The sequence below is a fragment of the Nonomuraea sp. NPDC050451 genome, assembly GCF_044458585.1.
The window spans coordinates 57,751-82,882 of record NZ_JBITHZ010000014.1; the positions used below are offsets into that span (position 1 = coordinate 57,751).

At 73.8% G+C, this 25,132-nt stretch carries 13 protein-coding genes; 8 read left to right on the forward strand and 5 right to left on the reverse strand.

The window, feature by feature from the left end; all coding sequences use genetic code 11:
- Positions 1-79 precede the first annotated feature (79 nt).
- Genes ACIBI9_RS35445 through ACIBI9_RS35460 form a run of 4 tightly spaced genes read left to right on the forward strand, consistent with a single transcriptional unit; the run spans position 80 to position 4,596 of the window.
- The gene (locus ACIBI9_RS35445) at positions 80-1,084 is read left to right on the forward strand and encodes an NAD-dependent epimerase/dehydratase family protein (RefSeq protein ID WP_397228590.1); all 1,005 of its coding nucleotides are present in this window, start codon (positions 80-82) and stop codon (positions 1,082-1,084) included.
- On the forward strand, positions 1,071-1,760 hold the full coding sequence (locus ACIBI9_RS35450; RefSeq protein ID WP_397228592.1) for a PIG-L deacetylase family protein: 690 nt from the start codon (positions 1,071-1,073) through the stop codon (positions 1,758-1,760). Before ACIBI9_RS35445 ends, ACIBI9_RS35450 begins: the two co-directional genes overlap by 14 nt.
- Entirely contained in the window at positions 1,757-2,689 is a 933-nt protein-coding gene (locus ACIBI9_RS35455; protein WP_397228594.1) for a methionyl-tRNA formyltransferase, read from the forward strand. Before ACIBI9_RS35450 ends, ACIBI9_RS35455 begins: the two co-directional genes overlap by 4 nt.
- Positions 2,674-4,596 carry an NAD-dependent epimerase/dehydratase family protein gene (locus ACIBI9_RS35460; RefSeq protein ID WP_397228596.1) on the forward strand — a complete coding sequence of 641 codons (1,923 nt, stop codon included), beginning with the start codon at positions 2,674-2,676 and terminating at the stop codon, positions 4,594-4,596. Before ACIBI9_RS35455 ends, ACIBI9_RS35460 begins: the two co-directional genes overlap by 16 nt.
- Before the next feature lie 31 nt (positions 4,597-4,627).
- Here the strand turns inward: ACIBI9_RS35460 and ACIBI9_RS35465 are convergent, their stop codons facing one another.
- The 3 genes from ACIBI9_RS35465 to ACIBI9_RS35475 are packed head-to-tail and all read right to left on the reverse strand — an operon-like array spanning position 4,628 to position 8,272.
- Positions 4,628-6,706 (reverse strand): N,N-dimethylformamidase beta subunit family domain-containing protein, encoded by a 2,079-nt coding sequence (locus tag ACIBI9_RS35465; RefSeq protein WP_397228598.1) that lies wholly within the window; start codon positions 6,704-6,706, stop codon positions 4,628-4,630.
- Positions 6,703-8,046, reverse strand: a complete 1,344-nt coding sequence (locus ACIBI9_RS35470) for a condensation domain-containing protein (protein WP_397228600.1) — start codon at positions 8,044-8,046, stop codon at positions 6,703-6,705. The genes ACIBI9_RS35465 and ACIBI9_RS35470 overlap by 4 nt, the downstream gene beginning before the upstream one ends.
- On the reverse strand, positions 8,039-8,272 hold the full coding sequence (locus ACIBI9_RS35475) for an acyl carrier protein (RefSeq protein WP_397228602.1): 234 nt from the start codon (positions 8,270-8,272) through the stop codon (positions 8,039-8,041). Before ACIBI9_RS35475 ends, ACIBI9_RS35470 begins: the two co-directional genes overlap by 8 nt.
- A gap of 168 nt (positions 8,273-8,440) precedes the next feature.
- Here ACIBI9_RS35475 and ACIBI9_RS35480 point away from each other — a divergent pair, with 168 nt between their 5' ends.
- The 4 genes from ACIBI9_RS35480 to ACIBI9_RS35495 are packed head-to-tail and all read left to right on the forward strand — an operon-like array spanning position 8,441 to position 22,762.
- Positions 8,441-9,874 carry an AMP-binding protein gene (locus ACIBI9_RS35480; RefSeq protein WP_397228604.1) on the forward strand — a complete coding sequence of 478 codons (1,434 nt, stop codon included), beginning with the start codon at positions 8,441-8,443 and terminating at the stop codon, positions 9,872-9,874.
- A 2-nt stretch (positions 9,875-9,876) separates the two neighbouring features.
- Positions 9,877-11,358, forward strand: a complete 1,482-nt coding sequence (locus tag ACIBI9_RS35485; RefSeq protein WP_397228606.1) for a condensation domain-containing protein — start codon at positions 9,877-9,879, stop codon at positions 11,356-11,358.
- The gene (locus tag ACIBI9_RS35490; RefSeq protein ID WP_397228607.1) at positions 11,355-17,417 is read left to right on the forward strand and encodes an amino acid adenylation domain-containing protein; all 6,063 of its coding nucleotides are present in this window, start codon (positions 11,355-11,357) and stop codon (positions 17,415-17,417) included. Before ACIBI9_RS35485 ends, ACIBI9_RS35490 begins: the two co-directional genes overlap by 4 nt.
- The gene (locus tag ACIBI9_RS35495; protein WP_397228609.1) at positions 17,414-22,762 is read left to right on the forward strand and encodes an amino acid adenylation domain-containing protein; all 5,349 of its coding nucleotides are present in this window, start codon (positions 17,414-17,416) and stop codon (positions 22,760-22,762) included. The genes ACIBI9_RS35490 and ACIBI9_RS35495 overlap by 4 nt, the downstream gene beginning before the upstream one ends.
- On the opposite strand, the gene ACIBI9_RS35500 is transcribed toward ACIBI9_RS35495, so the two are convergent.
- Both ACIBI9_RS35500 and ACIBI9_RS35505 read right to left on the reverse strand, forming a co-directional pair.
- A complete protein-coding gene (locus tag ACIBI9_RS35500) occupies positions 22,733-24,106 on the reverse strand; it encodes a 2-oxo acid dehydrogenase subunit E2 (RefSeq protein ID WP_397228611.1) in 1,374 nt (457 codons plus the stop codon). The two genes, ACIBI9_RS35495 and ACIBI9_RS35500, sit on opposite strands and share 30 nt — an antisense overlap.
- Positions 24,099-25,106, reverse strand: a complete 1,008-nt coding sequence (locus ACIBI9_RS35505) for an alpha-ketoacid dehydrogenase subunit beta (RefSeq protein ID WP_397228613.1) — start codon at positions 25,104-25,106, stop codon at positions 24,099-24,101. The genes ACIBI9_RS35500 and ACIBI9_RS35505 overlap by 8 nt, the downstream gene beginning before the upstream one ends.
- Positions 25,107-25,132: the final 26 nt, after the last annotated feature.

Here is a 25,132-nt window from a genome sequence, read left to right on the forward strand (position 1 = left end):
TGACAAGACAGACGAAAACTGTTTTAATCCCGCCTAGGTCCCAGTATGACCGTTTTCCTCGAGCGGGAAAGGCGGGTCCGTGCGAGCACCAGGTGGCGAAGTAGTCATCACCGGCGGTCTCGGTTTCATCGGCTCACATCTGGTGGACGCCTACCTCGCGGCGGGCCACCGCGTACGGATCATCGACTCGAACGCCGGAGCGGTCGTCGACGGCGAGGACTACGACACCGACCCCCGCTGCACGGTCATCAGGCAGCGCGTGGAGGACCACCTGGCCTCCGGCGGCGACTTCACGGGCGTGGACCGCGTCATCCACGCCGCCTCCTACGTGGGCCCGGCCAGCATCCTGTCGCGCTCGGGGCGGCTCGGGCACGACATCATCGGCAGCACCGCGCCGGTCATCGAGGCGTGCGCCGCGGCCGGGGTGCCGCTGTGCATGTTCAGCTCGGCCGAGGTGTACGGGCGCAGCGGCGTGCTCGACGAGAAGGACGACATCGTCGTGCCGACCCAGTACAACACGCGCATCGAGTACGCCGTCGCCAAGACGCTGGCCGAGGCCATGGTCTGCAACAGCCGCCGGCACGGGTTACGCGGCATCGTCATCCGGCCCTTCAACGTGGCGGGCGCGCGGCAGTCGCGGGCGGGCGGGTTCGTGATGCCCACGTTCGTGCAGCAGGCCCTGGCGGGGCGGCCGATCACGGTGTTCGCGGGCGGGGAGCAGGTCAGGGCGTTCATCGCGGCCAGCGACCTGACGGCGTTCCTCATCGGCTTCATGGACGCGGCGCTGGACGGCGACGACGTCATCATCAACGTCGGCAACCCGGCCAACGCCGTCACCGTCATGGAGCTCGCCGAACGCGTCAAAACCCTGCTCGGCAGCCCCTCCCCCATCGTCGCCGTGGACGGCCGCACCGTGCACGGGCCGCACTACGCCGAGGCGGAGTCCTTCCACAAGATCCCGGCGCTCAGGACGGCCACCGACCTGGGCTGGCGGCCCCGCGTCACCCTCGACGAGCTGATCATGGCCACCGCCGACTACTACCGCGCCCGCGAGGACCGAAGGGCAGTGAATGCGCCGCTTTGACCGCGTCCTGGTGATCTCCCCCCACGCCGACGACGAGGTCCTGGGCTGCGCCGGCCTGATGGCCGCGCAGGCCGAGCTCGGTGCCGAGGTGCACGTCCTGTACCTGGCGGTGGACGGCATGCGCCACTACGGGCTGGCCGGCGCCACGACCTACCCGCAGCGGCTGGAGGAGATCGAGGCCGTGCGGGGCCTGCTCGGCTTCACCTTCGAGATCGCGTACGGGGACCGCGGGCTGACCGAGCGGCTCGACACGCTGCCGCGCCGGGAGCTGGTGGACCTGTTCGAGCAGGCTCTGAACGAGCGGCGGCCCGACCTGCTGCTGCTGCCCAGCTTCGCCGACTACGACCAGGACCACTGCGCGGTCTTCGACGCCGGGTTCGCCGCCGCGCGCCCGATCGCGCAGCAGTTCGGCAAGTGGCTGGTGCCGAACGTCTTCATGTACGAGATGTCGAAGATCCAGTGGGCGTCCGAGCCGATGCCCCGCTCGACGGCGTACTGCGACATATCCACTTATATGGGGCGGAAGCTGGAGGCGCTGCGGGCGTACAAGAGCCAGCACCGGCCCTCGCCCCACATCAGGAGCGAGGACTCGGTGACGGCGCTGGCCACGTTACGCGGAGCGGAGATCGGCGTCACGCATGCGGAGGCGTTCGGGGTGCTGAGGGAGGTCCTGTGAAGACGTTCGCGTTCGCCACCGGGATGGAGTTCGCCGCGCCGGCGGTGGACGTGCTGGTGGCGCAGGGCACCCCGCCGTCGCTGCTGATCGGCTACCCGCCGAAGCTGCAGCACCGCTCCGGGTTCGCGCCGCTGCGGGAGGCGTCCGAGAAGCACGGCATCCCGCTGCTGGAGACGGCCGACATCAACGACGGGCAGGCGTACGAGCTGGTCAAGGACATGGACCTGTTCGTGATCGCGGGGTGGTCGCAGCTGGTGCGCGAGCCCCTGTTGTCGGTGTGCCCCCTGGGGTCCATCGGGCTGCATCCCACGCGGCTGCCCGAGGGTCGGGGGCGGGCCGCTCTCCCCTGGACGATCATCAAACGGCTGGAGACGAGCGCGGTCAGCCTGTTCTTCCTGGACGAGGGGGCCGACACTGGGGACCTGATCGCGCAGCGGGAGTTCACGATCTCCCGGCGCGACGACGTCGGCGCCGTCTACCGCAAGGTCACCGAGATCAACGTGGACCTGCTGGCGACGTACATCCCGCTGCTGCTGGAGGGCCGCGTCGTGGCGCGCCCGCAGGGGCCCGGCGGGTCGTGGTGGGAGAAGCGGCGGCCCGAGGACGGGCTGATCGACTGGTCCCGGCCCGCCTCCGACCTCTACGACTGGGTACGGGCGCTGGCCTCGCCCTATCCGGGGGCGTTCACGTCCGTCTCCGGGCGGCGACTGTACGTGCACAGCGCAGATCTCATCGAGCACGGCGGCACGGAGCCCGCCGGGACCGTGCTCGCCCCCGTGTGGTCGACCGGGGTCGGCGGGGTGCTGGTGGCCTGCGGGTCGGGGCTGCTGGTGGTACGCGAGGTGCAGTGGGAGGGCGGGGACCGGCGTGACGCCCTGGACCTCGTCGAGTCGGGCGAGCTCACGGTAGGCGCATGCCTGGGGACGTGAACCGGAGCGTGCGGCTGAGCGGGGCCGTGATGGCGCATCCCCTGCGCAGGGAGGCGGCGGCGCGGCTGGCCGGGGGCGTGCTGGACGTCGTCACCGACCCCGATCCGGGCGGGCGGCCCTCGGCGTTCCGCACCTCGCTGCTGGCCTGGTCGAGCATCCCCGGCGACTCCACCCACCACTTCCTCCTGCACGACGACATGGTGCTGTCCGACACGTTCTTCGAACGGGCCGAGCGCGCCGCGCGTGCCATGCCGCACGCCGCGCTCGCCCTGTTCGCGTTCTGGAACTCGCGCAACGGCGCCGCCGTACGCCAGGGGGCGCTGGCCGGGGCGCGGTGGGTGGCGGGGGCGGGCGAGTACACGCCGGTGGCCGCCCTGCTGCTGCCCAAGGAGGTCGCCGAGGGGTACGTCGAGTGGGCCGCGGACCGGGGCGACACGTGGCCCGACGACGTGCTCATGGGGCGGTACCTGCGGCAGGCCGGGGTGCCGGTGTACGTGGCGGTGCCGAGCCTGGCCGAGCACGAGGATCTGGCGAGCCTGGTGGACAACGACTTCCAGGGGGTGCGCCGCTCGCCGTGCTTCTTCACCGACGACCCGCTGGCGGGGCTGGGCGAGGACATCCTGCTCGATGATCTGCCGGTGATCCCGTTCTTCAAGCGAGGGATCGCGCAGTGTGCCGTACGGGTGCCGGGGTCGGGGCGGTGGCGGGACCTGCGGTGCGAGGACTATCTGGCCGGCCTGGGGATCGACGCCGGAGCGCTGCCGGCGCGGGCGGGCGCGGGGGCGCATGGGGCGCTGTGGCTGACGGCGTACACGATGGGGGTCGTGCACGGGGGTCGGGGGCTGGGGGACGCCCGGGTCGTGCACGGAGGTCGAGGGCTGGGGGACGCCCGGGTCGTGGACGAGGCGCTGGCCACGATGGGGCCGGGCGGGTTGTGCCACGAGCTTTCGGGGCGGGAGCTGGGGCGGCTGTCGGCGGAGCTGCACGAGGTGGCACGGGCGGGCCTGGAGGCAGGCCTCGGGTCGGGCCTGCACGAGGCGGCGCGAGCGGGCCTTGGGGCGGGCCTGGTGGATCGCCCGCCGCGGGCCGCGCCCTCGCCGTCCCAGGCGGATCGCCCGCCGCAGGCCGTGACCTCGCCGTCCCTGGGCCCGTCGACCGTGGCTCCGGGACCGTCGGCGGTGGTGGCCGTGAGCGGTGCCGAGACGTTCGTCCGGGAGCACCTGGCCAACGCACTCGCCGACCGGGGCCTCCATCTCACTGCCCCCGGCGCGCCGGTGGTGCATGTGTGCGCCCTCGGCTGGTCCCCGGACGCCGACCCGGAGGAGGAACTGCGGCTCGCGCGGGCGGCCTTCGCCGGCGGTCGGGGTGGGGTGTTGCTCAGCTCGGTCCGCGTCTATCCGCAGCGGAAGTGGGTGGACGAGGAGACGCCCGTGTCGCCCGCCGCCACGCCGTTGTCGCGGGCCCTGCTGGAGGTGGAGGCGACCGCGCCGGGAGCGGTGGTGCTGCGGCTGGGCGAGCCGTACGGGCCGGGCATGCCGCAGCGGGGGCCGGTGGCGGACCTGGTGCTGCGGTCGTCGCTCAACCGTCCCGCGCCTGTTTCGGGGCGTCCGGTACAGCTGGTGCACGTACAGGACGTCGCCGGGGCGGTGCTGGCCGCGCTGGAACGGGGGGTTGCGGGGCGCGTGTACAACGTCGCCAACCGGAAGCGGCTACGCATGGGCGAGCTGGCCGAGGCGGTGTCCAGGGCGGTGCGGCCGGTGGACATCGAAACGTCCGACGAGCCTCCCGGGCCGCTGGTGAACGTCGAGCGGGCGGGGGCCGAGCTGGAGTGGCGAGCGGGTGTGACGCTGGACTACGGGCTGCATACGTTCGCGCAGTGGCTGGCCTACGAAAGCGACCGCTCGTAGGCGGGCTCGGTGGCGGTGGCCGGTGGCTGCTCTACGACAGTGACCGCCAGCGGAGGGTGCCGTCGGGTGCGGCGCCGATGAGCCGTCCCGTTGCGGCGGCCAGGACGGTGTGTCCTTCGGCGGGGCCCATGTCGCTCCAACCGGCCTCGTGTCGCTCGGCCGTCCTCACAAGAATCCGGTCGGCCGAGATGGCGAACAGCCGGCCGTTCATCGCGGTCAGGCTCACGGCGCCGGCGGCCGGGCCGACATTCCTCCAGTCGTGGGTGCCGAGCCGCCTGATGGGCAGGTGCCACAGCTCGTCCGCGGAGGTGACGGCGAACAGCCCTTCGTCCACGGCGGCCAGGGCGATGGTGCCGTCGGGTGCCAGGCTGACGTCCCGCCACGCCTTCCGGGTCGGCACGGGGTCGCGGTAGCGGATGGTGCCGTCGGGGGCGACCCCGTACAGCCCGGCGGGCGGGCCGCCGTGCGCCTCCCGGGGTGCGGCGAGCGCGATCGCGTCGGTGTCGTCGATCGTCTGCCACGGGAGGTTCTGGCCGCACACGTCCCTGACGGCGAGGGCGCCGTCCGCGCACGCGGCGTAGAGGCGGTTCTCGCAGCACACGAGCGCCCGCACGATGGCGGCACCGTCCGGCTCGACGTCCGCCGACGGGGCGAGGCCACCGGCCGGCGACGTGGAAACAGCGGAGGGCGGCGGGAGGTGGGCGGAGGCAAGGGGCGGCGAAGCGGGCGTGGTGGCCGGGGGTGAGGAAGGGGCTGGAGGTCGGGTGGGAGCCGAGGGTGGTGAGGCCGGGGCGGTGACCGGACCTGGCGTGGGAGCCGAGGGTGCCGGAGCCGGGGCGGGGGCCGAGTCGGGGGTGAGAGACGGAGGTGGGGAAGCCGGCGCGGGGGGCGGGTGGGGGGTGGGGCCGATGGGGTCCCAGGTGGGGGTGGTGGGTGGGTGGGAGAGGCGGTTGAGGACGTTGCGGGTGATGGTGGCCAGGACCGGGTCGGCGAGGGTGTTGCCCCAGTTGATGGTGCCGGCGTTGAAGACGGTGCCCGCGCCGAGGCGGTGCAGGCCCATCGTGGCGGCCCCGCCCTTGCCGTAGCGGCGCCAGTGGGACAGGTCGGCCGTGGCGAGGACGACGAACGACGGTGGGGTGCCGTCGCGGCCGGTCGCACGGGGGACGCCGGCCACCCATTCCAGGTCGGCGGCGTCCGTCTCGTAGCCGAGCGCGCCTGTCCCGAACGTGTCGCCGTCCGCGAGCCCCGTCCCCTCGAAGACCCAGTGGCCGGCGAATCTGGCGGTGTAGGACTCTTGGGACATGACGCGCGAGTCCACCCAGCAGCCGGCGCCGTTCCTGAAGGTGAGGCCGGTGAGGGTGTTCTCGGGGCGGTTGACGGGGTCGCTCGGCCATTCGACCGTGACCCTGCCGGGGTCGGTGGCGGCCATGGGGTCGGCGGTGGCGTCGCGGTAGCAGATCATGGTACGGAGGTCGTCCTCGAAGCGGACCTGCCACCAGCAGGTGTTGCCGGAGAATATGGCGATATTTCCGCCACGGCGGGCAAATGCCTCCACCGCGTCCCGCATCTCCCACGACCAGTACTCATCGTGCCCGTTGATGACCAAGAGTCGGTAGCGGGAGAGGAGATCCACGCCGCCGTGCAGGTCCAGGCCCGAGCAGTAGTCGACGGTGTAGTCCGCCGGGCCGAGCCAGCGGAGCAGGCCGAGCTCCCACTCCTCGATCTGCGGCCCCGCACCCGGCCGGTCGAAGGTGACCTTGACCGCGCGGTCGGGCTGCTCCGACTGGTAGAGGCCCTCGCCGGGGACGCCGGGCCGGTTGTACGCCTCCCAGGTGGGGAACGGGATCGAGACGAGGATGGGCGAAGCGGGCACAGAGCTACGTACGACGAAATATGCGCTGGTGTCGTGATAAATGGCTCGATAGAGGGAGCTGGGCCAGTCGTTGCCGGTCTTCAGGGTCCAGAAGGGCCCGCCGGAGGAGACGTCCTCCATGACGACCCGGCCCGACGGCACGTCCTCCACCACGATCGGGCCGCCGCCGGCGTCGAGGAGCCGGAAGCGGAGCTCCTCCCCCTGCGCGCACGACGTCGCCTCCGCGTACAGGCTCATGTACGGGCCGCCTCCACGATCAGGCCTTCCAGGTCCAGCAGGTACTGCTCGATGCCCGGCGGGGGCAGCAGGGCGGTGTCGGCGTAGCAGGAGACCTCCATGCGGCCCGGCTCGCCTCCGACGTGCAGGCGGAAGTCGCAGATGTTGCGGTCCATCGCGTCCGTCCGGGCCACCTCGGTCTTGCCCTCCAGGACGGCGACCTGCCCGTCCTCCTGGACGAGCCGCTGGTCGTTGAAGCAGCCGAACGACCGGATCCCCGGCCCCACCCGGGTGACCGCCTCCTCCATCGCGTACGGGTCGTACTGCGCCTGCCGGTACGCCCGCAGCGCCGTCCCCCACGCCTGCCGCACCAGCGCGTCGAAGGACTCCGTACGCAGGTCCAGCACCACCAGCGCCTCCTGCGAGATCGTGGACACCACGTCGCGCCGCCCGGCCGCGAAGCGGTTGTTGACGATCACCCGCATCCCGCAGAACCGCTGCCCGGTCAGCCCCCCGGCCAGCCGCATCGCGCCCGCGAGCAGCACCGTCGAGGAGCTGACCCCGTTGCGGGCGGCGATCGCCTGCGCGGCGGCGGCCAGCGCGGGCGAGCGCATCGTGGCCTCCACGAAACGCGGCTCCCCGGGTACGTGCGAGGACGGCGGCACGGGGTCCATCCGGGCGTACTCCTCCAGCCAGAACCCGATCGCCTCCCCCGACACGCGTCTCCCCTCGGGCGAGTGCTGCCAGGCGGCGAGCTCCCGGGGTGTGGCGCTGCGCAGGGGCGGCAGGGAGTCCCGGAGCAGGAGCAGGCGGAAGTCCTTGACGACGAGTTCGGCCGCGTGGCCGTCGGCGGCGAGATGGCAGAGAACCAGGACGATGTGCCGGACATATCCCCCGGCCACCACGAACGCCACCCGCAGCGGCCACTCCTCCCCATACGAGAAAGGCTCGGCGGCCAGCCGCTCGGCCACCTCCTCCGCCAGACCCGAACCGACCGCCCCCGAACCGACCGCCCCCGACTCGACCGGCCCCGCACCGACCGACACCGAACCCGCCGGTCTCGATTCCACCGGCTCCGACTCGACCACCTCGTACGGAGGACACGCCGTCGGCCAGACCCGCTGGAGTGGCGCGTCGCGCGGCCCCGTGAGCCGGGTGCGGAGCGACTCGTGCCGGGCGACCAGCCGCTCGAGGGCCAGAGCGGCGCGCTCCACGGTCACCGGGCGCTTGGGCGCCGGGAAAACCCGGGCGATGTTGAGGTAACGCTCCTGCGGCGCGGCGGCGACCACCGCCCGCCAGATATCCTGCTGCCCCCAGGTCAGCGGCCCGTCCCGGGTCGCCGGCGAACCGGGGTCAGCCATGGAGCCGGACGTAGTCCACCAGCGCGTCCAGGCTGTCGAGGGCCGTGGGGTCGAGCTCCACCCCGAACTCGGCCTCCACCGCGTCGATCAGTCGTAAGTAGGCCAGTGAGGTGACGCCGAGATCGCTCAGCCGGGTCTGCCCGGACAGCACCTCGGCCGGATCGACCGCCCCGTCGGCGGCCTTGGCGATCATGTCGGCGAGCCGTTCGCGAAGCTCCCCATCCATCAGCACCTGGTGAACCCTCCCTCGTCGGGGAATCCGGGGCGAGTGTGTCACGCGGTGCCAGACGTCGGCAAGCGCCTACAGGTAAGGGCTTGACGCATGTGTGCATTTTTTCTAGCGTCAAGCGGCACGACGAAAAAAATTCTGGGGGTGGTTCCGTCGGCCCTTCCAGTGCCCGATCTCCTGACGTCCCGAGCCGCCACCGACCCCGACCACACCGCGCTGATCGTCGCCGGCCAGGGCAGCCTGACCCTGGCGGAGTGGGACGAGCGCTCCACCGCCGCCGCCCGCGCGTTCCCAGGACCGCTCAAGGGCGATCGGGTCGCGCTGGTCTTCGGCGCCCGCGAGTGGCTGGACTACGCGGTGAGCTGGATGGCCGTGCTGAAGGCGGGCGGCGTGGCGGTGCCGCTCTCGGACCGGCTGGCCCCGCCGGAGCTGGCGTACATGATCGAGGACTGCGGGGCGACGACGGTCGTCCACGGCGGCGGGGACACGGCGCTCCCCCCGGAGCTGGCCGTCCCGTTGAATGAGCTCCTGTCGAGACCCGCGGTCCGCGAGGAGACGCCCGCCCCGGATCCGCTCTCGCTCGCCCAGATCCTCTACACCTCCGGAACGACGGGCCGCCCCAAGGGCGTCGCCGCCACCCACGCGAACCTGACCTCCCCGCCCGTCCACCCCAAGCGCCGCCCCTTCGCCCATTCCCGGCATCTGGTGCACGCCTTCCCCATCGGCACGAACGCCGGCCAGGTGATGCTGCTCCACGCCCTCACCGCCGCCCCGGCGGTGGTGACGCTCCCGCTCTTCACCCCGGCCCGCTTCGCCGCCCTCATCGAGGAGTACGCGGCCGGCACCGTCTTCGTCGTCCCCGCGATGGCCGCCGAGCTCCTCAACGCCCGCGTGCAGGACCGCCACGACCTGTCCAGCGTGCTGCTGCTCGGCTCGGCCGCCGCCGCGCTGCCACCGCCGGTCGCCGCCGGCCTGACCACCGCGTTCCCGAACGCGGCCGTCGCGAACTACTACACCTCCACCGAGGCCGCCCCGGCCCAGACCATCATGATCTACGACCCCGACCGGCCCGGCTCGCTCGGCCGCGCGGCGGGCGGCTCCCAGCTCAAGATCGCGAACGCGGACGGCACCCCCGTGGCGCCCGGCGAGACGGGCGAGGTGTGGCTGAGGGCTGCCGCCCATCCCCGCGCCTACTACGACATCGACGAGGACAGCGCGTTCCAGGACGGCTGGGTGCGCATGGGCGACCTCGGCCGCCTGGACGACGAGGGCTACCTGTACCTCGTCGACCGGGAGAGCGACGTGATCAAGTCGGGCGCGTTCAAGGTCTCGACGATCCAGGTCGAGTCGGCGCTGCACGAGCACCCGGCCGTGGCGGACGCGTCGGTGTTCGGGGTGCCGCACCCGGTGATGGGCATGGCGGTGGCCGCCGCGGTGGTGGCCACCGCGCCCCTGACGCTCAGCGACGTGCGGGCCTTCCTGAGCACCCGGCTGGCCGGGCACGAGCTGCCCACGGCGCTGCTCACCCTGGACGCCCTGCCCAGGAACGCCGCGGGCAAGGTCATCAAGCGGGAACTGCGCCGTATGGCAGAGGAGTGACGATGGTCCTGGCATCGCAGGCCCAGCACGGCATGTGGATCACCGAGATGATGCACGGCGGCGGCACGGCCTACCACATGCCGTTCGCCATGTGGTTCGACGGCCCGCTGGACCGGGGGGCGATGCTGAAGGCGTGCGAGTCGGTGCTCGCCCGCCACCCGGTGCTGGGCTGCGCGTTCGAGGACCGCGACGGGGAGCTGCACCTGGTGCCCGCCGCCGACCGGCCGCCGGTCGGGTTCGTCCGGGCGGCGGACGCGGACGACCTGCTGCGCGAGGAGATCGCGCGGCCGTTCGACCTGGGGCGGGGGCCGCTGGCGCGGTTCACGCTGGCCGAGGTGGGGCCGTCGCGGCATCTGCTGCTGTTCGTGGGGCACCACCTGGTGTTCGACGGCATGTCGAAGGACCTGCTGGTGCGCGATCTGGCGGCGGCGTACTCGGGCGGGCCGCTGCCGCCGCTGCCCATGCCGTACGGAGCCGCCGCCACGATCCCGCCCGAGGCCGCGGCGTACTGGCACACGCACTGGCGCGACCGGCCGACGGTGGTCATCGACGGGGTGGCCGGGACCGCGCGGACGGCCGGCCGCGGCGAGACGATCCTGCTCGACCTGACGGCCGAGATGTCCGGGTGGGAGGGGGTCGGGGTCACGCGGTTCGAGCTGTTCCTGGCGGCCGTGCATGCCCTGCTCTTCCGGTACGGCAACGCCGAGCCGGCGGTCGCGGTCGCCATGTCGACCCGGCGGCCGGAGACCGGGGAGCACATCGGACTGTTCGCCACCGAGTTACCCCTCTACTCCGCGCCCACGCCGGACACCACCCTCGCCGAGCTGGCCCACGACCTGCGGGCGCGGCTGCGCGAGCTGAACCGCTTCCGCGACATCCCCGCGGCCAGGGCGGCGGGCGGTATCCGGCCGCGCCCCGCGCTCGCGCCGGTGTCGATCAGTTTCCGGCGGCGCGCCGCCGACGTGGCCTTCGCCGGGCTGGACGTGGTGGCCGAGTGGAAGATGTCCAACCACATGGTCAGGAACGTCCTGCATCTGCAGGCCGTGGACGGCGACGACGGGCTCCGGCTCACCCTGCACCACAGCCCCGACCTCATCGGGCGCGAGCACGTCGAGCGGGCCGGGGAGCACCTGCGGGCCGTGCTGGCCGCCGACCCCGGCCTCCGGCTCGCCGACCTGCCCCTCCCCGCCGCCGCGCCGGTGCCTGCGCCCGCGCCGGTCGGAACCCCCGTACCGGGCGCCTCGGCGGGGGCGGTGGACGGCGAGCTGGTCGAGCAGGTACGCCAGATCTGGATGGAGGTCCTGCGGATCGAGGAGCTCGCCCCTGACGAGGACCTGTACGACCTCGGCGGCCACTCGCTGACCATCACCCAGATCAGCGCCCGGATCAGGAAACGGCTCGGCGTCGAGGTGCCGTTCGACGTGTTCCTCGACGATCCGACGGTCGCCGGGGTGGCGGCGGCGGTCAGCGAGCTGCGCCCATGATCTCCCTCGGCCAGGAACGGCTCTGGTTCCTGCACCGGCTCGACCCGGCCGACCCCGCCTACCGGGTGGCCGTCGTGCGGCGGATCTTCGGCCCGCTCGACCCCGACGCGCTGACCGGCGCGTTCGGCGACGTGGTGGCGCGGCACGAGTCGCTGCGCACCCGCTTCCCCGACCACGACGGCCAGCCGGTCGCGATCGTGGAGCCGCCGGGCCCCGTACCGGTCGAGCGCGTCGACCTCGACACGCCCGAGCAGGCCGCGCGGCTGCTCGAAGAGCGCGCGAACACCCCCTTCGAGCTGGGCTCCGCGCCGCCCCTGCGCGTCACGCTGGTCCGGCTCTCCCCCGGCGACCACGTGCTGTGCGTCGTGCTGCACCACATCATCGGCGACGGCTGGTCGCTGAACGTGCTCATGGACGACCTCGCCAGGTGCTACGCGGCCCGCCTGGACGGCATCCCGGCCGAGCTGCCGGAGCTGGCCACGACCTACGCCGAGTACGCCGACGCCCAGCGCGAGGCCGACGCGGACGTGGACCACTGGACGGCCAGGCTCGACGGGGCCGCGCCGCTGGACCTGCCGGTCGACCGGCCGCGCCCGGCCCGCCGGGGCAGCGCGGGCGGGGAGACCTGGTTCGACCTCGACCCCTCGCTGGTGGCCGAGCTGGCGCGGCTCGCCCGGGCGGAGCGGTGCACGCTGTTCATGGTGCTGCTGGCCGCGTACCAGGCGCTGCTGGCCCGCCACACCGGGCAGGACGACATCGTGGTCGGCACGCCCACGGCCGGGCGGAACCGGCCCGAGCTGGAGCCGATGGTCGGGCTGTTCGCCTCGACGCTGGTGCTACGCGGCGACCTGTCGGGCGATCCGGCGTTCACGGAGCTGCTGCGGCGCACCCGCCGCAGCGTGCTGGAGGCGATGGCGCACGGCGAGACGCCCGTCGAGCGGGTGCTGTCGGCGCTCGACATCGAACGCGACCTCAGCCGCACGCCGCTGTTCCAGACCATGTTCGGGCTGCACAACGCGGCGGTCGGGTACGGCGAGGCCGCCACGTTCGCCGGGCTGGACAGCGAACCGTTCCCGCACGGGACGCCGCCCGCGATGGTGGACCTGCGCGTCGACCTGTGGCCGGACGGCGGCGGGCTGCGCGGCGCGTTCGTCCACAGCGCCGAGCTGTTCTCCCGGGCCACGGTGGAGCGGCTGGCGGCGCGGTTCCTCGCGCTGCTGGGCTCCGTCGTCCGCCGTCCCTGGGCGCGAGTGTCCGAGCTGGAGGTGCTGCCGCCCGAGGAACGCCGGCTGCTGGACTCCTGGAACGACACCGCGACCGACGTCCCGTCCGGCACGGTCGTGGACCTGTTCCTGCGGCAGGCGGAGCTGCGGCCGGACGCCGTGGCGGTGGAGTGCTCCGGGGAGGAGCGCACCTATGCCGAGGTGGCCGCCCGGGCCGGGCTCGTCGCGGCGGGGCTGCGTGCGCGCGGGGCGGGGCCGGGGTCCGTGGTGGCGGTGTGCCTGCCGCGCTCGGCCGAGCTGCCGGGGACGCTGCTGGGCGTCATGATGGCGGGGGCCGCGTACCTGCCGGTGGATCCGGCGCTGCCCGCCGGGCGCGTCGCGGCCATGCTCGCCCAGGCGGGCGTGCGGGTCGCGCTGGCCGGCCCGTCCGCGCCGCTGCCCGGGGACGTCGAACGGATCGAGCCTGGACCCGAGGCGTCCGTCCCTTCGAACGCGGCCGTCGCCGAAGCCCCGGCGTACGTGCTGCACACCTCGGGCTCCACCGGCACGCCCAAGGGTGTGGCGGTGCCGCACTCCGCGCTGGTCAACCTGCTGGCCGGGATGGAGCGGCTGCTCGGATCCCGTCCGGAGGACGTGTGGCTGGGCAGCACCGCGCTGTCGTTCGACATCGCCGGGCTGGAGCTGTACCTGCCGCTGGTGACGGGCGGGCGGCTGGTGCTGGCCGGGGACGACGCCGTGCGCGACGGGGTGGCGCTGGCCCGGCTGATCGGCGCGTCCGGGGTCACCCACGTGCAGGCCACGCCATCGGGGTGGAGCATGCTGCTGTCCGCCGGGCTGGACCCGTCGGGGCTGGTGGCGCTGGCCGGGGGCGAGGCGCTGCCGCTCGCGCTGGCCAGGCGGCTGCGCAGGCGGGTGGGGCGGCTGCTCAACATGTACGGGCCGACGGAGACCACGATCTGGTCCACCGCCTGGGAGGTGCCGCCCTCCCCCGACCGGGTGAGCATCGGACGGCCGCTGGCGAACACCACGGTACGGGTGCTCGACCGCTCCGGCTCGCCCGTGCCCATCGGCGTCCCCGGGGAGCTGGTCATCGGCGGCGCCGGGGTGGCCCTCGGCTACCTGCGCTCGCCGCAGGAGCCGCCGGAGCCGTTCCCGGACGGGTGGTACCGCACGGGCGACCGGGCGCGGTGGCTGGCCGACGGCACGCTGGAGTTCCTGGGGCGCGAGGACGGCCAGGTCAAGCTGCGGGGGCACCGGGTCGAGCCGGGCGAGATCGAGGCCACCCTGGAACGGCACCCCGGGGTGCGCCGGGCCGCCGTGGTGGTGCGTGGCGGCGACCTGGTCGCCTACGTCGACTCTGCCGGGGCGGCGTGCCCGGATGATCTGCTGGAGCGGGCGGCCGAGTGGCTGCCCCCGTACATGGTGCCCTCGGTCGTCGTGCCCCTGGAGGCCCTGCCGCTGACCCCCAACGGCAAGGTCGACCGGCGGGCGCTGCCCGAGCCCGCGCGGCCGGCGGCCGGCCGGGGCGGCGCGCCGGTCACCGCCAGGGAGCGGCAGGTGGCGCGGATCTTCGCCGAGGTGCTGGGCACCGGCGACCTCGGCGCGGACGACGACTTCTTCGCGCTCGGCGGCCACTCGCTGCTGGCCACCCGGGTCATCGCCCGGCTGGCGGCGGCGGGCACGGCGGCGCCCCTGCGGGAGCTGTTCACCCATTCCACGGTCGCCGGGTTCGCCGCGACGCTGGACGAGCTGGCGGGCGAGCCGGGCAGCCCCCTCGTGCCGCGCCCGGCCGGCACGCTGCCGCCGCTCTCCCCCGCCCAGGAACGCCTGTGGTTCCTGCACCGGCTGGATCCCTCCGACGCCTCGTACAACATGTACATCGTGCGCAGGCTCCAGGGCCCCCTCGACGAGGCGGCGCTGGAGCGGGCGCTGAGCGGGCTGATCGCCAGGCACGAGTCGTTGCGGACCCGCTTCCCCGAGGTGGACGGGCGGCCGGTGGCCGTGGTCGAGCGGCCCGCGCCCGCCAGGATCGAGCGGCTGGAGGCCCGCGACGAGGCCGAGGCCCGCGCCCTCGTCGCCGCCCGCACGAACGCCCCGCTCGACCTGGGCGCCGCGCCGCCGCTGCGCGTCACGCTGGTCCGGCTCTCCCCCGACGATCACGTGCTCTGCGTCGTCCTGCACCACATCGTGGCCGACGGCTGGTCGATCACCGTCTTCCTGGACGACCTGGCCGCCCTGTACGGCTCCGCCGAGCTCGCGCCGCTGGCCGTGCAGCACGGGGACGTCGCCGGCTGGCGGCGGGAACAGGACCGCGGCACGGCCCTCGACTACTGGCGCGCGCAGCTCGCCGACCCGCCCACCCTGGACCTGCGCACGGACCGGCCGCACCGCCCCGGGGCGACGCGCGGCGACTTCCACCTGCTGGAGGTGCCGGGCGAGCTGCTCGCCCAGCTGGAGTCGACGGCGCGCCGGCATCGGGTGACCCTCTTCATGGTGCTGCTGGCGGCGTACCAGGTCCTGCTGTCCCGGCACACGGGGCAGGACGACGTGCTGGTCGGCTCGCCGACGGCGGGCCGGGACCGGGTGGAGCTGGAGCCCCTCATCGGCTACCTCAGCACCACGCTCGTCCTGCGCGGCGACCTGTCGGGCGACCCGACGCTGGAGGAGCTGCTGGCCAGGACGCGCAGGACCGTCCTGGACGCGATGGCCCATCACGACGTGCCGTTCGAGCAGCTGCTGGCCGAGCTGGACGTGGAACGGGACCTGGCCAGGAAGCCGATGTTCCAGACCCTGTTCACCCTGAACAGCCAGACCGCCGACGGCGAACGCGACCGCCTCGGCCCGGTGCGGATGTCGTTCTTCGACGACGGGTACCGGCAGGCCAAGTTCGACCTGACCGTGGAGGCGTGGCGGTCGCCCGGGCGGCTGCGGGTGGCGTTCGGGTACGACGCGGGACTGTTCGACGCGGAGACGGTGGCGGAGCTGGCGGAGCGGTTCGCGGTGGTGCTGCGGGGGGTGGCCGACCTGGACAACCGGCGGGTGCCCCTGTCGCGCCTGCCCGTCCTGACGCCGTCCGACGAGGCCCTGCTCGCGTCGCTGGACCGCCCTGCGGCGGGCTCCCTGATGGGCCCTCTGATGGGCCCCCTGATGGGCAGCGTGGGGACCGTCGCAGGGCTGATCGCCGAGTCGGCGGCGGCGCACCCCGGCGAGGTGGCCGTGAGCTGCGGCGCCGAGGCCGTGACGTACGCCGAGCTGGAGCGGCGGGTCGCGCGGCTGGCCGGGGAGCTGGCCGAGCGGGGCGCGGGCGAAGGGGACCTGGTCGGGCTCCAGGCGGGCCGCTCGGTCGACGCGGTGGTGGCCATGCTGGCGATCTGGCGGGTGGGCGCCGCCTACGTGCCCCTGGACCCCGAGTACCCGCCGGAACGCCTGCGCGCCATGGCCGAGGGGACGTCCTTCATCGTCGCGGCGGGGATCGAGCCGGGGGCGGGCGCTGCGGAACGCCGGCCCGGCCTGGCGTACGTGATCTACACCTCGGGCTCCACCGGCACCCCCAAGGGCGTCGCCATCGAGCACGCCGGGCTGGCCGAGCGGGTCCGGTGGATGCGCTCGGCGTACGATCTGCGCCCAGGCGACCGTGTCGTCCAGCTCGCCTCGCTGAGCTTCGACACCCATGCCGAGGAGATCTTCCCGGCGCTGGCCGCGGGCGCCACGGTCGAGCTGCTGCCCGGCGGCGGCGCCACCCTGCCCGACCTGCTCTCCCGGCGGCCCGACGTCACCGTGCTCGACCTGCCCACCGCCTACTTCCACCACCTGGTGGACCTGATCGACGAGATCCCCTGGCCGGACCGGCTCCGCCTGGTGATCCTCGGCGGCGAGCAGGTGCGCGCGCAGGCCGTGGCCCGCTGGCGGGAACGCTTCGGCGAGCGGGTGCGGCTGGTCAACACGTACGGCCCCACGGAGACGACGATCATCGCCACGTACGCGGAGCTGGAGGGCGGGGACCCGCACCCGCCGATCGGCCGCCCGGTGGGAGCGACCCCGGTCCAGGTCCTCGACCGCCATGGGGCGCCCACCCCGCCGGGCGCGGCCGGCGAGCTGTACGTCGGCGGCCCCGGCGTGGCCCGCGGCTACCTCAACGCCCCCGGCACGCCGTTCGTGACCCTGCCGCAGGGCCGTTACTTCCGGACGGGCGACCGGGTGCGGCTGCGGCGCGACGGCCAGTTGGAGTTCCTCGGCCGCCTGGACGCCCAGGTGAAGGTGCGCGGGTTCCGCGTCGAGCCGGGCGAGATCGAGCACCGCCTGCTCACCCACCCCGACGCCCGGCAGGCGGCCGTGCTCGCGCGGGAGGGCGACCTGGTGGCCTACGTGGTACCGCGTGGGGAGACGAGCGTGGCGGGCCTGGCCGAGTATGTCGCTCGGGCGCTGCCGCCGTACCTCGTCCCCGCGCACTGGGTGCTGCTCGACGCGCTGCCCCTCACCCGCAACGGCAAGCTCGACCGGGCCGCGCTCCCCGAGCCGGACGCCCCCGTCGGGAGCGACGACACGCCGCCCAGGACCGACGCCGAGGAGCTGGTGGCCGACGTCTGGGCGGAGGTGCTGGGCGCGGACAAGATCGGCGCGTTCGACGACTTCTTCGCCCTCGGCGGCCACTCGCTGCTCGCCATCAGGGTGGCCGCCCGGTTGCGCGCCCTGGCGGGGGTGGACCTGCCGATCCGTACGCTGTTCGACCGCCGTACCGTCGCGGCGCTGGCGCAGGCCGTCGAGGAGGCGCTGGTCGCCGAGGTGGCGGCGCTGTCCGAGGAGCAGGTCATGAGACTGACGGAGGAGGGTCCATGACCGAGCTCAGCCAGGCCCAGCGGGCGCTGATCACCCAGCGGCTGCGCAGGCGCGGCGGATCGCGCCCGGCCATCCCCGCGCTGCCCGCCGACCGGCCCCCGCCCCTGTCGTACGCGCAGGAGCGGCTGTGGTTCATGGAGCAGTACGCCCCCGGGAACGCCGCCTACACGATCCCGCTGGTGCGGCGGGTACGCGGGCCGCTCCAGGCGGACGCCCTGGCGGCGGCGCTGCGCAGGGTCTGCGAACGGCACCAGCCGCTGCGCACCCGCTTCCCCGCCGGCGCGGACGGGCAGCCGGACGTGCTCGTGTCGGACGAGACCGAGGTGCCGCTGACCGTCGCCGAGGCCGGGTCGGCGCAGGCGGCCAGGGAGCTGGTGGGGCCGTTCCTGGCGGAGCCGTTCGACCTGGTGTCGGGCCCGGTCATGAGAGCCCTGCTGGTACGGCTGGCGCCCGATGACCACGTGCTGGCGCTGGCCGTGCACCACATCGCGGCCGACGGCTGGTCGGCGAACCTCCTGCTGCGCGAGATCCTGTCGTTCTGCACCGGCGGGACGGCGCCCGAGTTGCCCGTCACGTACGGGGACTTCGCCGCCTGGCAGCGCGAACGTGCGGACGGCGGCATCGACTACTGGCGCGACCGGTTGGCCGGGCTGGAGCCCCTGGAGCTGCCGGCCGACGCGCCGCGGCCGCCCGAGCTGACCTACGCCGGGGCGGCGCACCACTTCGCGATCGCCCCCGAGCTGGCCGAGCGGCTGGACCGGCTGGGCGGGGAGCACCGCGCGACGCCGTACATGGTGCTGCTGGCGGCCTTCGCGGTGCTGCTCGGGCGGTACGCGGGGCAGGACGACGTGGCGATCGGCTCGCCGGTGGCCGGGCGGGCGCTGCCCGAGCTGGACAACCTGGTCGGGTGCTTCGTCAACATGCTGGCGATGCGGGTGGACCTGTCCGGGGATCCGTCGTTCGCGGAGCTGCTGGGCCGGGTGCGTGAGCTGGCCACGGACGCGTACTCGCACCAGGAGGTGCCGTTCGAGCGGCTGGTGTCGGAGCTGAACGTGGCGCGGGAGCCGTCCAGGTCGCCGGTGTTCCAGGTCATCCTCGCGATGCAGAACTACGGCGGCGAGCCGGAGCCGGGGCCGCTGACGCTGGAGGGGTTCGAGCCGGGAGTGTGGGCGACCCGGTTCGACCTGGAGCTCTACACCGGGGGCGGCGGATCGTTCCTGTTCGTCTACAACACCGCGCTGTTCTCCGCCGAGCGGATCGAGCGCATGGCCGGTCATCTGGTCACGCTGCTGGAGGGGGCGGCGGCCGATCCGGCGGCGCCGGTGTCGGAGCTGGAGCTGCTGACGCCGCAGGAGCTGGACGAGCGGCGGCGCTGGAACGACACCGCCGTCGACCTCGGCCCGCCGGGCCTGCTGCACGAGCCGGTCATGGCGGCCGCGGAGAGCGGGGCCGTGGCGGTGCGGCATCCCGGGGGCGAGATCACGCACGGGGAGCTGCGCCGCCGGGTGCGGGCGCTGGCCGCCGAGCTCAGGGCGGCCGGGGCCGGGCCGGGCCAGTTGGTGGCCGTCGTGATGGAGCGGGGCTGGGAGCAGGTCGTCGCGGTGCTGGCGATCAACGCGGCCGGGGCGGCGTACCTGCCGATCGACGCCGACCTGCCCGACCAGCGGCGCTTCGAGCTGATCGAGCGCGGCGGATGCGCGATCGCCGTCACCCAGCCCTGGCTGGACCTGTCCTGGCCCGCCGGGGTGACCCGGCTCGCGGTGGACCCGGACGCGGACGCCCCGCCCTTCGACTGCCCCGCCTCCCCCGCCGACCTCGCGTACGTGATCTTCACCTCCGGCTCCACCGGCGCCCCCAAGGGGGTGATGATCGAGCACCGGGCCGCCCTGAACACCGTCCGCGACCTCAACCAGCGCTTCCACGTCGGCCCCGCCGACCGCTTCCTGGCGCTGTCGGCCCTGAGCTTCGACCTGTCCGTGTACGACGTCTACGGCGCGCCGGCCGTCGGAGCGGCCCTCGTCATGGGCGACCCGGCCGGCGACAAGGACCCCGCCGCCTGGGCCCGCCTGGTGGAGGAGGAACGCGTCACCGTCTGGAACTCCGTGCCCGCCCTCATGGAGCTCCTGGTGGACCACGCCGAGCACGAGGGCACCGACCTCGGCTCCCTGCGCCTGGTCCTGCTGTCGGGCGACTGGATCCCGCTGACGCTCCCCGACCGCATCCGCGCCCTGGCCCCGGACGCCGAGGTCATCAGCCTGGGCGGCGCCACCGAGGGCTCGATCTGGTCCATCTCGTACCCGATCGGCCGGGTGGACCCGTCCTGGACCTCCATCCCGTACGGCCGCCCCCTCGCCAACCAGACCTTCCACATCCTCGGCCCCGGCCTGCGGGACGCCCCCGCGGGCGTGCCCGGCGACCTGTACATCGGCGGCGCGGGCGTGGCCACCGGCTACTGGCGCGACCCCGAGCGGACAGCCGCCTCCTTCCTCACCCACCCCCGCACCGGAGAGCGCCTCTACCGCACGGGCGACCTCGGCCGGTACGCCCCCGACGGCGTCATCGAGTTCCTCGGCCGGGCCGACGCCCAGGTCAAGATCCGCGGCTACCGGATCGAGCTGGGCGAGATCGAGACCCACCTCGCCCGCCACCCCGACGTGACCGAGTGCGTGGTCACGACCGACGGGCGGGGCACGGGGGCGCAGCTCGTCGCGTACGTGGTCACGCCCAGCCTGGACCAGGTGCGCCTGCGCGCCCATCTCGCCGAGACGCTGCCCGCGTACATGATCCCCGCCCGCTTCGTCGCCCTCCCGAGCCTGCCGCTCACGCCCAACGGCAAGGTGGACCGCCGCCGCCTGCCCGCCCCCTCCGCCGCCCCGGCCGGGACGCGCACTCCTCCGGAGACGGACACGGAGCGCCTGGTGAGCGCCGTCTGGGCGGAGGTGCTCGACGGGGCGGAGTTCGGCATCGACGACGACTTCTTCGACGTCGGCGGGCACTCGCTGCTGGCCATCAAGGTCGTGGCGCGCCTGCGCAGGCAACTGCCGTCGCCGGTCGCGGTGGTGGACCTGTTCAAGCATCCGACGGTGCGCGAGCTGGCCGCGTTCGCCGACGGGGGCGCCGCCGCCGGGCCGCGCGGGCTGCTGCACGAGCTGACGCCGCGCCGCGCCCATGCCGAGCTCACGTACGTCTGCGTCCCCTACGGCGGGGGCGCCGCCGTGGCCTACCAGCCGCTGGCCGACGCGCTGCCCGCCACGCACGCGCTGTGGGCGGTGTCGATCCCCGGGCACGACGTGGGGCTCGACGAGGACCGGCTGCCCCTGGAGGAGGTGGCCGACCGGTGCGTGCGCGAGATCCTGGAGAAGGTACGGGGGCCGCTCGCGCTGTACGGGCACTGCGGGGTCGGGTCGGCGCTGACGGTCGCCATCGCGCGGCGGCTGGAGGCGGCCGGGCGGCGGCTCGAAGCGGTCTACATCGGGGCGATCTTCCCGTTCGCCCGGCCGGGGAACCGGGCGCTGGCGGCGCTGTCCCGGCTGGCGCGGCGGGAGTACCTGCGCAGCGACCGCAGCTACGCCAACTGGCTGACCTCGATGGGGCTCGACATGAGCGAGCTCGATCCCGGGCAGGCCCGGCACATCATCAGGAACATGCGCGAGGACACGGAGGCCGCGGAGGAGTATTTCACCGGGCTGTTCGAGAGCGCGGTGGAGCCGTTGCGGGCGCCGGTGATCAGTGTGGCGGGCGAGCGGGATCCGGCGACCGAGTATTTCGAGGAGCGGTATCGCGAGTGGCACTTCATGAGTCCGACGGCCGCGGTGGTGGAGCTGGATGAGGCCGGACACTTTTTCCTGAAATATCGGGCGCAAGAGCTGGCCGAGATCGTCACCCGCACCCACCTCGCCCTGGACGCAGGCGAGCCGGCCTCAGGCCCGAACTGGCGCCTGCACGAAACCTCCCACGTCTCCCGGCCGGTCCCGGGCGCTCTCCCGGCCCCGGCCCCGGCTCGGGTGCGGGTCGCGGGGCCGCAACCCAGCATGCGGCGGTTCCTGGCCGTGGCCGGGGGCCAGCTGGTGTCGATCATGGGCTCGGCCCTGACCGAGTTCGCCATTCCCATCTGGATCTATCTCACCACGGGCTCGCTGGCCCAGTTCGCCCTGCTCGCCGTCCTCGGTCTGGTGCCGGGCATGGTGGTGGCCCCGCTGGCGGGCGCCATCGTGGACCGCAGCGACCGCCGTACCGTGATGCTCGGCGGCGACTTCGCCGCCCTCGGGACGCAGCTCCTGCTCGGCGTGCTGCTGTGGACCGGCAACCTGCAGACCTGGCACATCTACCCGCTGCTCGCGCTGCTGTCGGTGGCGCTCACGTTCCAGCGCCTCGCCTACAGCTCGTCCGTGCCGCAGCTCGTGCCCAAGCGGCACCTCGGGCACGCGAACGGCATCGTGCAGATGGCCGGGGGGATGACGCAGCTCATCGTGCCGCTGGCGGCCGCCGGGCTGATGGCGGTCGTCGGACTGGGGGGCATCCTGGTCCTGGACGTGGTCAGCTACGTGTTCGCGATCGCCGTGACGCTGCTGGTGCGCTTCCCCAGGACGATGGCCTGGCGGCGCAAGGAGCCGGTCATGACGGAGCTGGTGGCCGGGTTCCGGTATTCGTGGGGGCAGCTCGGGTTCCGGCGGATGCTGCTGTTCTTCGCGGTCCTGAACGTGTTCCTGTCGCCGCTCTTCCTGATGATCTCGCCGCTGGTGCTGTCGTTCGCTGGGTTGCAGGACGTGGGGCGGATCTCGTTCCTGTCGGGGCTCGGGGTGCTGCTCGGCGGCCTGGCCATGACGGTGTGGGGCGGGCCCGGGCGCGGGCGGATGCGGGCGGTGCTCTGGTGCACGCTCGCGCTGGCCGCGTTCTGCCTGGTCACCGGGTTGCGGGCGGATCTGGTGACGATCGGGCTCGGGGCGTTCGGGATGTCGTTGTGGGTGACGCTGCTCAACGGGGTCTACGCCACGATCGTGCAGGTGAAGGTGCCGCAGCGCTTCCACGGGCGCGTGTTCGCGCTGAACACGCTGATCGCCTGGTCGACGCTGCCGCTGGGGTTCGGGCTCGTGGCGCCGTACGGGGCGGCGGCGTTCGACCCGCTGCTCGCCCCGGACGGGCCGCTCGCCCCGACCGTCGGCGCGTTGATCGGGACCGGGGCGGGGCGGGGCGTGGGGCTGATGTACGTCGTGTTCGCGGTCGCGATGGCGGTGCTGGCGGTCGTGGCGCTACGGTCGCGGCTGCCGTCCCTGGTGGACGACGCCGCCGACGCCGCCCCCGACGACCTGGTCGGTCTACAGTCCCTCGAACGACGCCGCCTCTAAGACTTCCTTGAGCGCCTGGAGGAACAGGACGGCGTCCCTGCCGTTGACCAGCCGGTGATCGTAGGCCAGCCCGATCACCGCCACCGTGCGCTCGCCCTCCCGCTGCGGCGAGGTGAGCGCGAGGGCGCACGCCTGGCCCGGGAAGACGATGGGGACGGCCATGACGATGTCGCGGTCGTGGTGCAGGGTGACGACGATGTTGCCGCCGTCGAGCTGCTCCTGCCTGAACTCGCCACGCTGGGCCGCCCTCCGGAACCCGGCCAGCTCCCCGGCGATCTCCTCGATCCCCTTGCCGTGCGCGTCCCGGATGACCGGCACGTACAGGCCGGTGCCGAGGTCGATCGTGACGCCCACGTTGGGGGCGTCGGGGACGGCGGCCGTGCCCTCGTCCATGAGGGTGGCGAAGCACAGGGGGAAGTCCTGGTGGAGGCGGGCGACGGCGGCGATGAGGAGGTCGGGCAGGCCGACCAGCTTGCGCAGACGCTTGGTGTGGTCGCGTGCGGCCGCGGTGGCCTTGCCGACGTCCACTTTTATGGCGGTGTAGGCGGCGGGGATCGTCTGATGCGAAAGACTCACCGTCCTCCCGACGGCCCGCTGATTCCCACTCAACCCCCGCACACTCCCCCCGACCGCCACCTCCCCAGGCGGCAGGGCGGAAGCGGGCGCGACCGTGGGCGCAATGGCAGGCGGCACGGCGGCGGGCGAGGCGGCGGGCGTGGGCGATGGGGGCGTCTCCGCGATGGGCACCTCCGTGGACAGCGAGGGGCCTTGGGGGGCAGGAGACGCCAGGGGGCGGGGTGGGGGTGAGCCCGCTGCGGCCAGGCGCTCGACGTCGGCGCGCCGCACCACCTTCACGGGCAGGGCGCGCACGCGGGCGGGGTCGATGCCCAGCTCGTCGATCAGCGCCTGAGCGGGTGCCGTGATCAGCGGCGCCCCAGAAGGGGCATCGCCGGACCCCGTCGCGGGCGGAGACGGAAAATCGCCGGGCACCCCCGAGGCGTTTCCGAGGACCGACGTGGGCGCAGGTCCAGAGGCGGGCGCAGGCGTTGCCGGGGCGGGCGGGGGCGCGGTCGAGGCCAGCGGAGGCGGGGACGGGGTGGGGGGTTGTGCGGGCTGGGGGGTGACGTGGGCGATGGGCTGGCCCGGGGTGCAGTCGGCGCCGGCCGGGACCAGGTGGACCAGGATCCCGTCGTACCCGCTGACCAGCTCCTCCACCGTCTTGGACGTCTCCATCGACGCCACCACGTCGTCCCCGCGCACCGACGAGCCGTCCGCCACCAGCCATTCCAGCAGCACGTACGCCGAATCGTTGGTGTTCAGCTTCGGCACCCTGATCTCAGCCACCCAGTCCCTCCAGCACGGCACGGCGGATCGTCGAGTCCTGGACGAGCACCTCGCGCTCCAGGTGCGCGGCCGTGGGGATCACGCTGTCCGCCGAGCTGACCGGCCGGACCGGGCGCCGGAGGCGGCCCCAGAGGCGGGTGTGCAGGTCGGCGGCCACGTGGTCGCCCCAGGTGCCGCCCGCGCTGCCGTCCTCGGCCACGCACACCAGAGGCGCCCGCCCCAGCAGCGGCAGCAGCTCCGACGGGTCGAAGGGGTACAGGCGCGAGGGGACCATCAGGACCCCGGTCAGGTCGTGGTCGAGCAGCAGGGTTCGCATGGCGGCCAGCGCGCGGTGGGCGACCCCTCCAGGGGTGATCAGCACGTAGTCGAGATCGCACGGGGGGATCTCCAGGCCGCCGGGTCCCCCGGTGTCGAGGCGGACCACCGCCACGTCGCCCACCAGCTCCCACGTGAACAGCTCGTCCACCTCGTACATCCGGCGCGTGTAGAGCACCTTGTCCTCGAACAGCAGGCACGGCTCCCCCAGCGCCAGCATGCGGTCGAGCACGGCCCGGTTGTCGTGGAAGGGCGACAGCTCGAACAGCGACAGCCCGGGGATCCCGATGAAGTGCTTCTGCGGGCTCTGGCTGTGGGTGGGGCCGTAGCCGCGATGGCCGCCGGACGGACATCGGATCACCAGCGGGAGGGGCACGCGGGTCCCGTACATGGAGACGGACTTGCTGGCGAAGTTGAGGATCTGGTCGAAGGCGAGCGCCGCGAAGTCGGCGAACATGATCTCGACGACCGCCTTGCCGCCCGCCAGCGCCAGCCCCGAGGCCGCGCCGACGATGGCGCCCTCGCTGAGCGGGGTGGTGAGCACGCGGCCGGGGAAGCGGGTGGACAGGCCCTTGGTGATCTTGAAGGCGCCGCCGTAGGGGTCGAGGAGGTCCTCGCCCAGGACGTACACGGAGGGGTCGTCCTCGAGGAGGCCGTGCAGCGCGCGGTTGAGGTCCTCACCCACTCGCGCCCTGCCCCCGGGCGCCCCGC

Bases quoted from the DNA above. Each gene is read 5' to 3' on its own strand.
- ACIBI9_RS35450 (WP_397228592.1), top strand. From the start codon at position 1,071: ATGCGCCGCTTTGACCGCGTCCTGGTGATCTCCCCCCACGCCGACGAC.
- ACIBI9_RS35460 (WP_397228596.1), top strand. From the start codon at position 2,674: ATGCCTGGGGACGTGAACCGGAGCGTGCGGCTGAGCGGGGCCGTGATG.
- ACIBI9_RS35465 (WP_397228598.1), bottom strand. From the start codon at position 6,706: ATGAGCCTGTACGCGGAGGCGACGTCGTGCGCGCAGGGGGAGGAGCTC.
- ACIBI9_RS35470 (WP_397228600.1), bottom strand. From the start codon at position 8,046: ATGGCTGACCCCGGTTCGCCGGCGACCCGGGACGGGCCGCTGACCTGG.
- ACIBI9_RS35475 (WP_397228602.1), bottom strand. From the start codon at position 8,272: ATGGATGGGGAGCTTCGCGAACGGCTCGCCGACATGATCGCCAAGGCC.
- ACIBI9_RS35485 (WP_397228606.1), top strand. From the start codon at position 9,877: ATGGTCCTGGCATCGCAGGCCCAGCACGGCATGTGGATCACCGAGATG.
- ACIBI9_RS35490 (WP_397228607.1), top strand. From the start codon at position 11,355: ATGATCTCCCTCGGCCAGGAACGGCTCTGGTTCCTGCACCGGCTCGAC.
- ACIBI9_RS35495 (WP_397228609.1), top strand. From the start codon at position 17,414: ATGACCGAGCTCAGCCAGGCCCAGCGGGCGCTGATCACCCAGCGGCTG.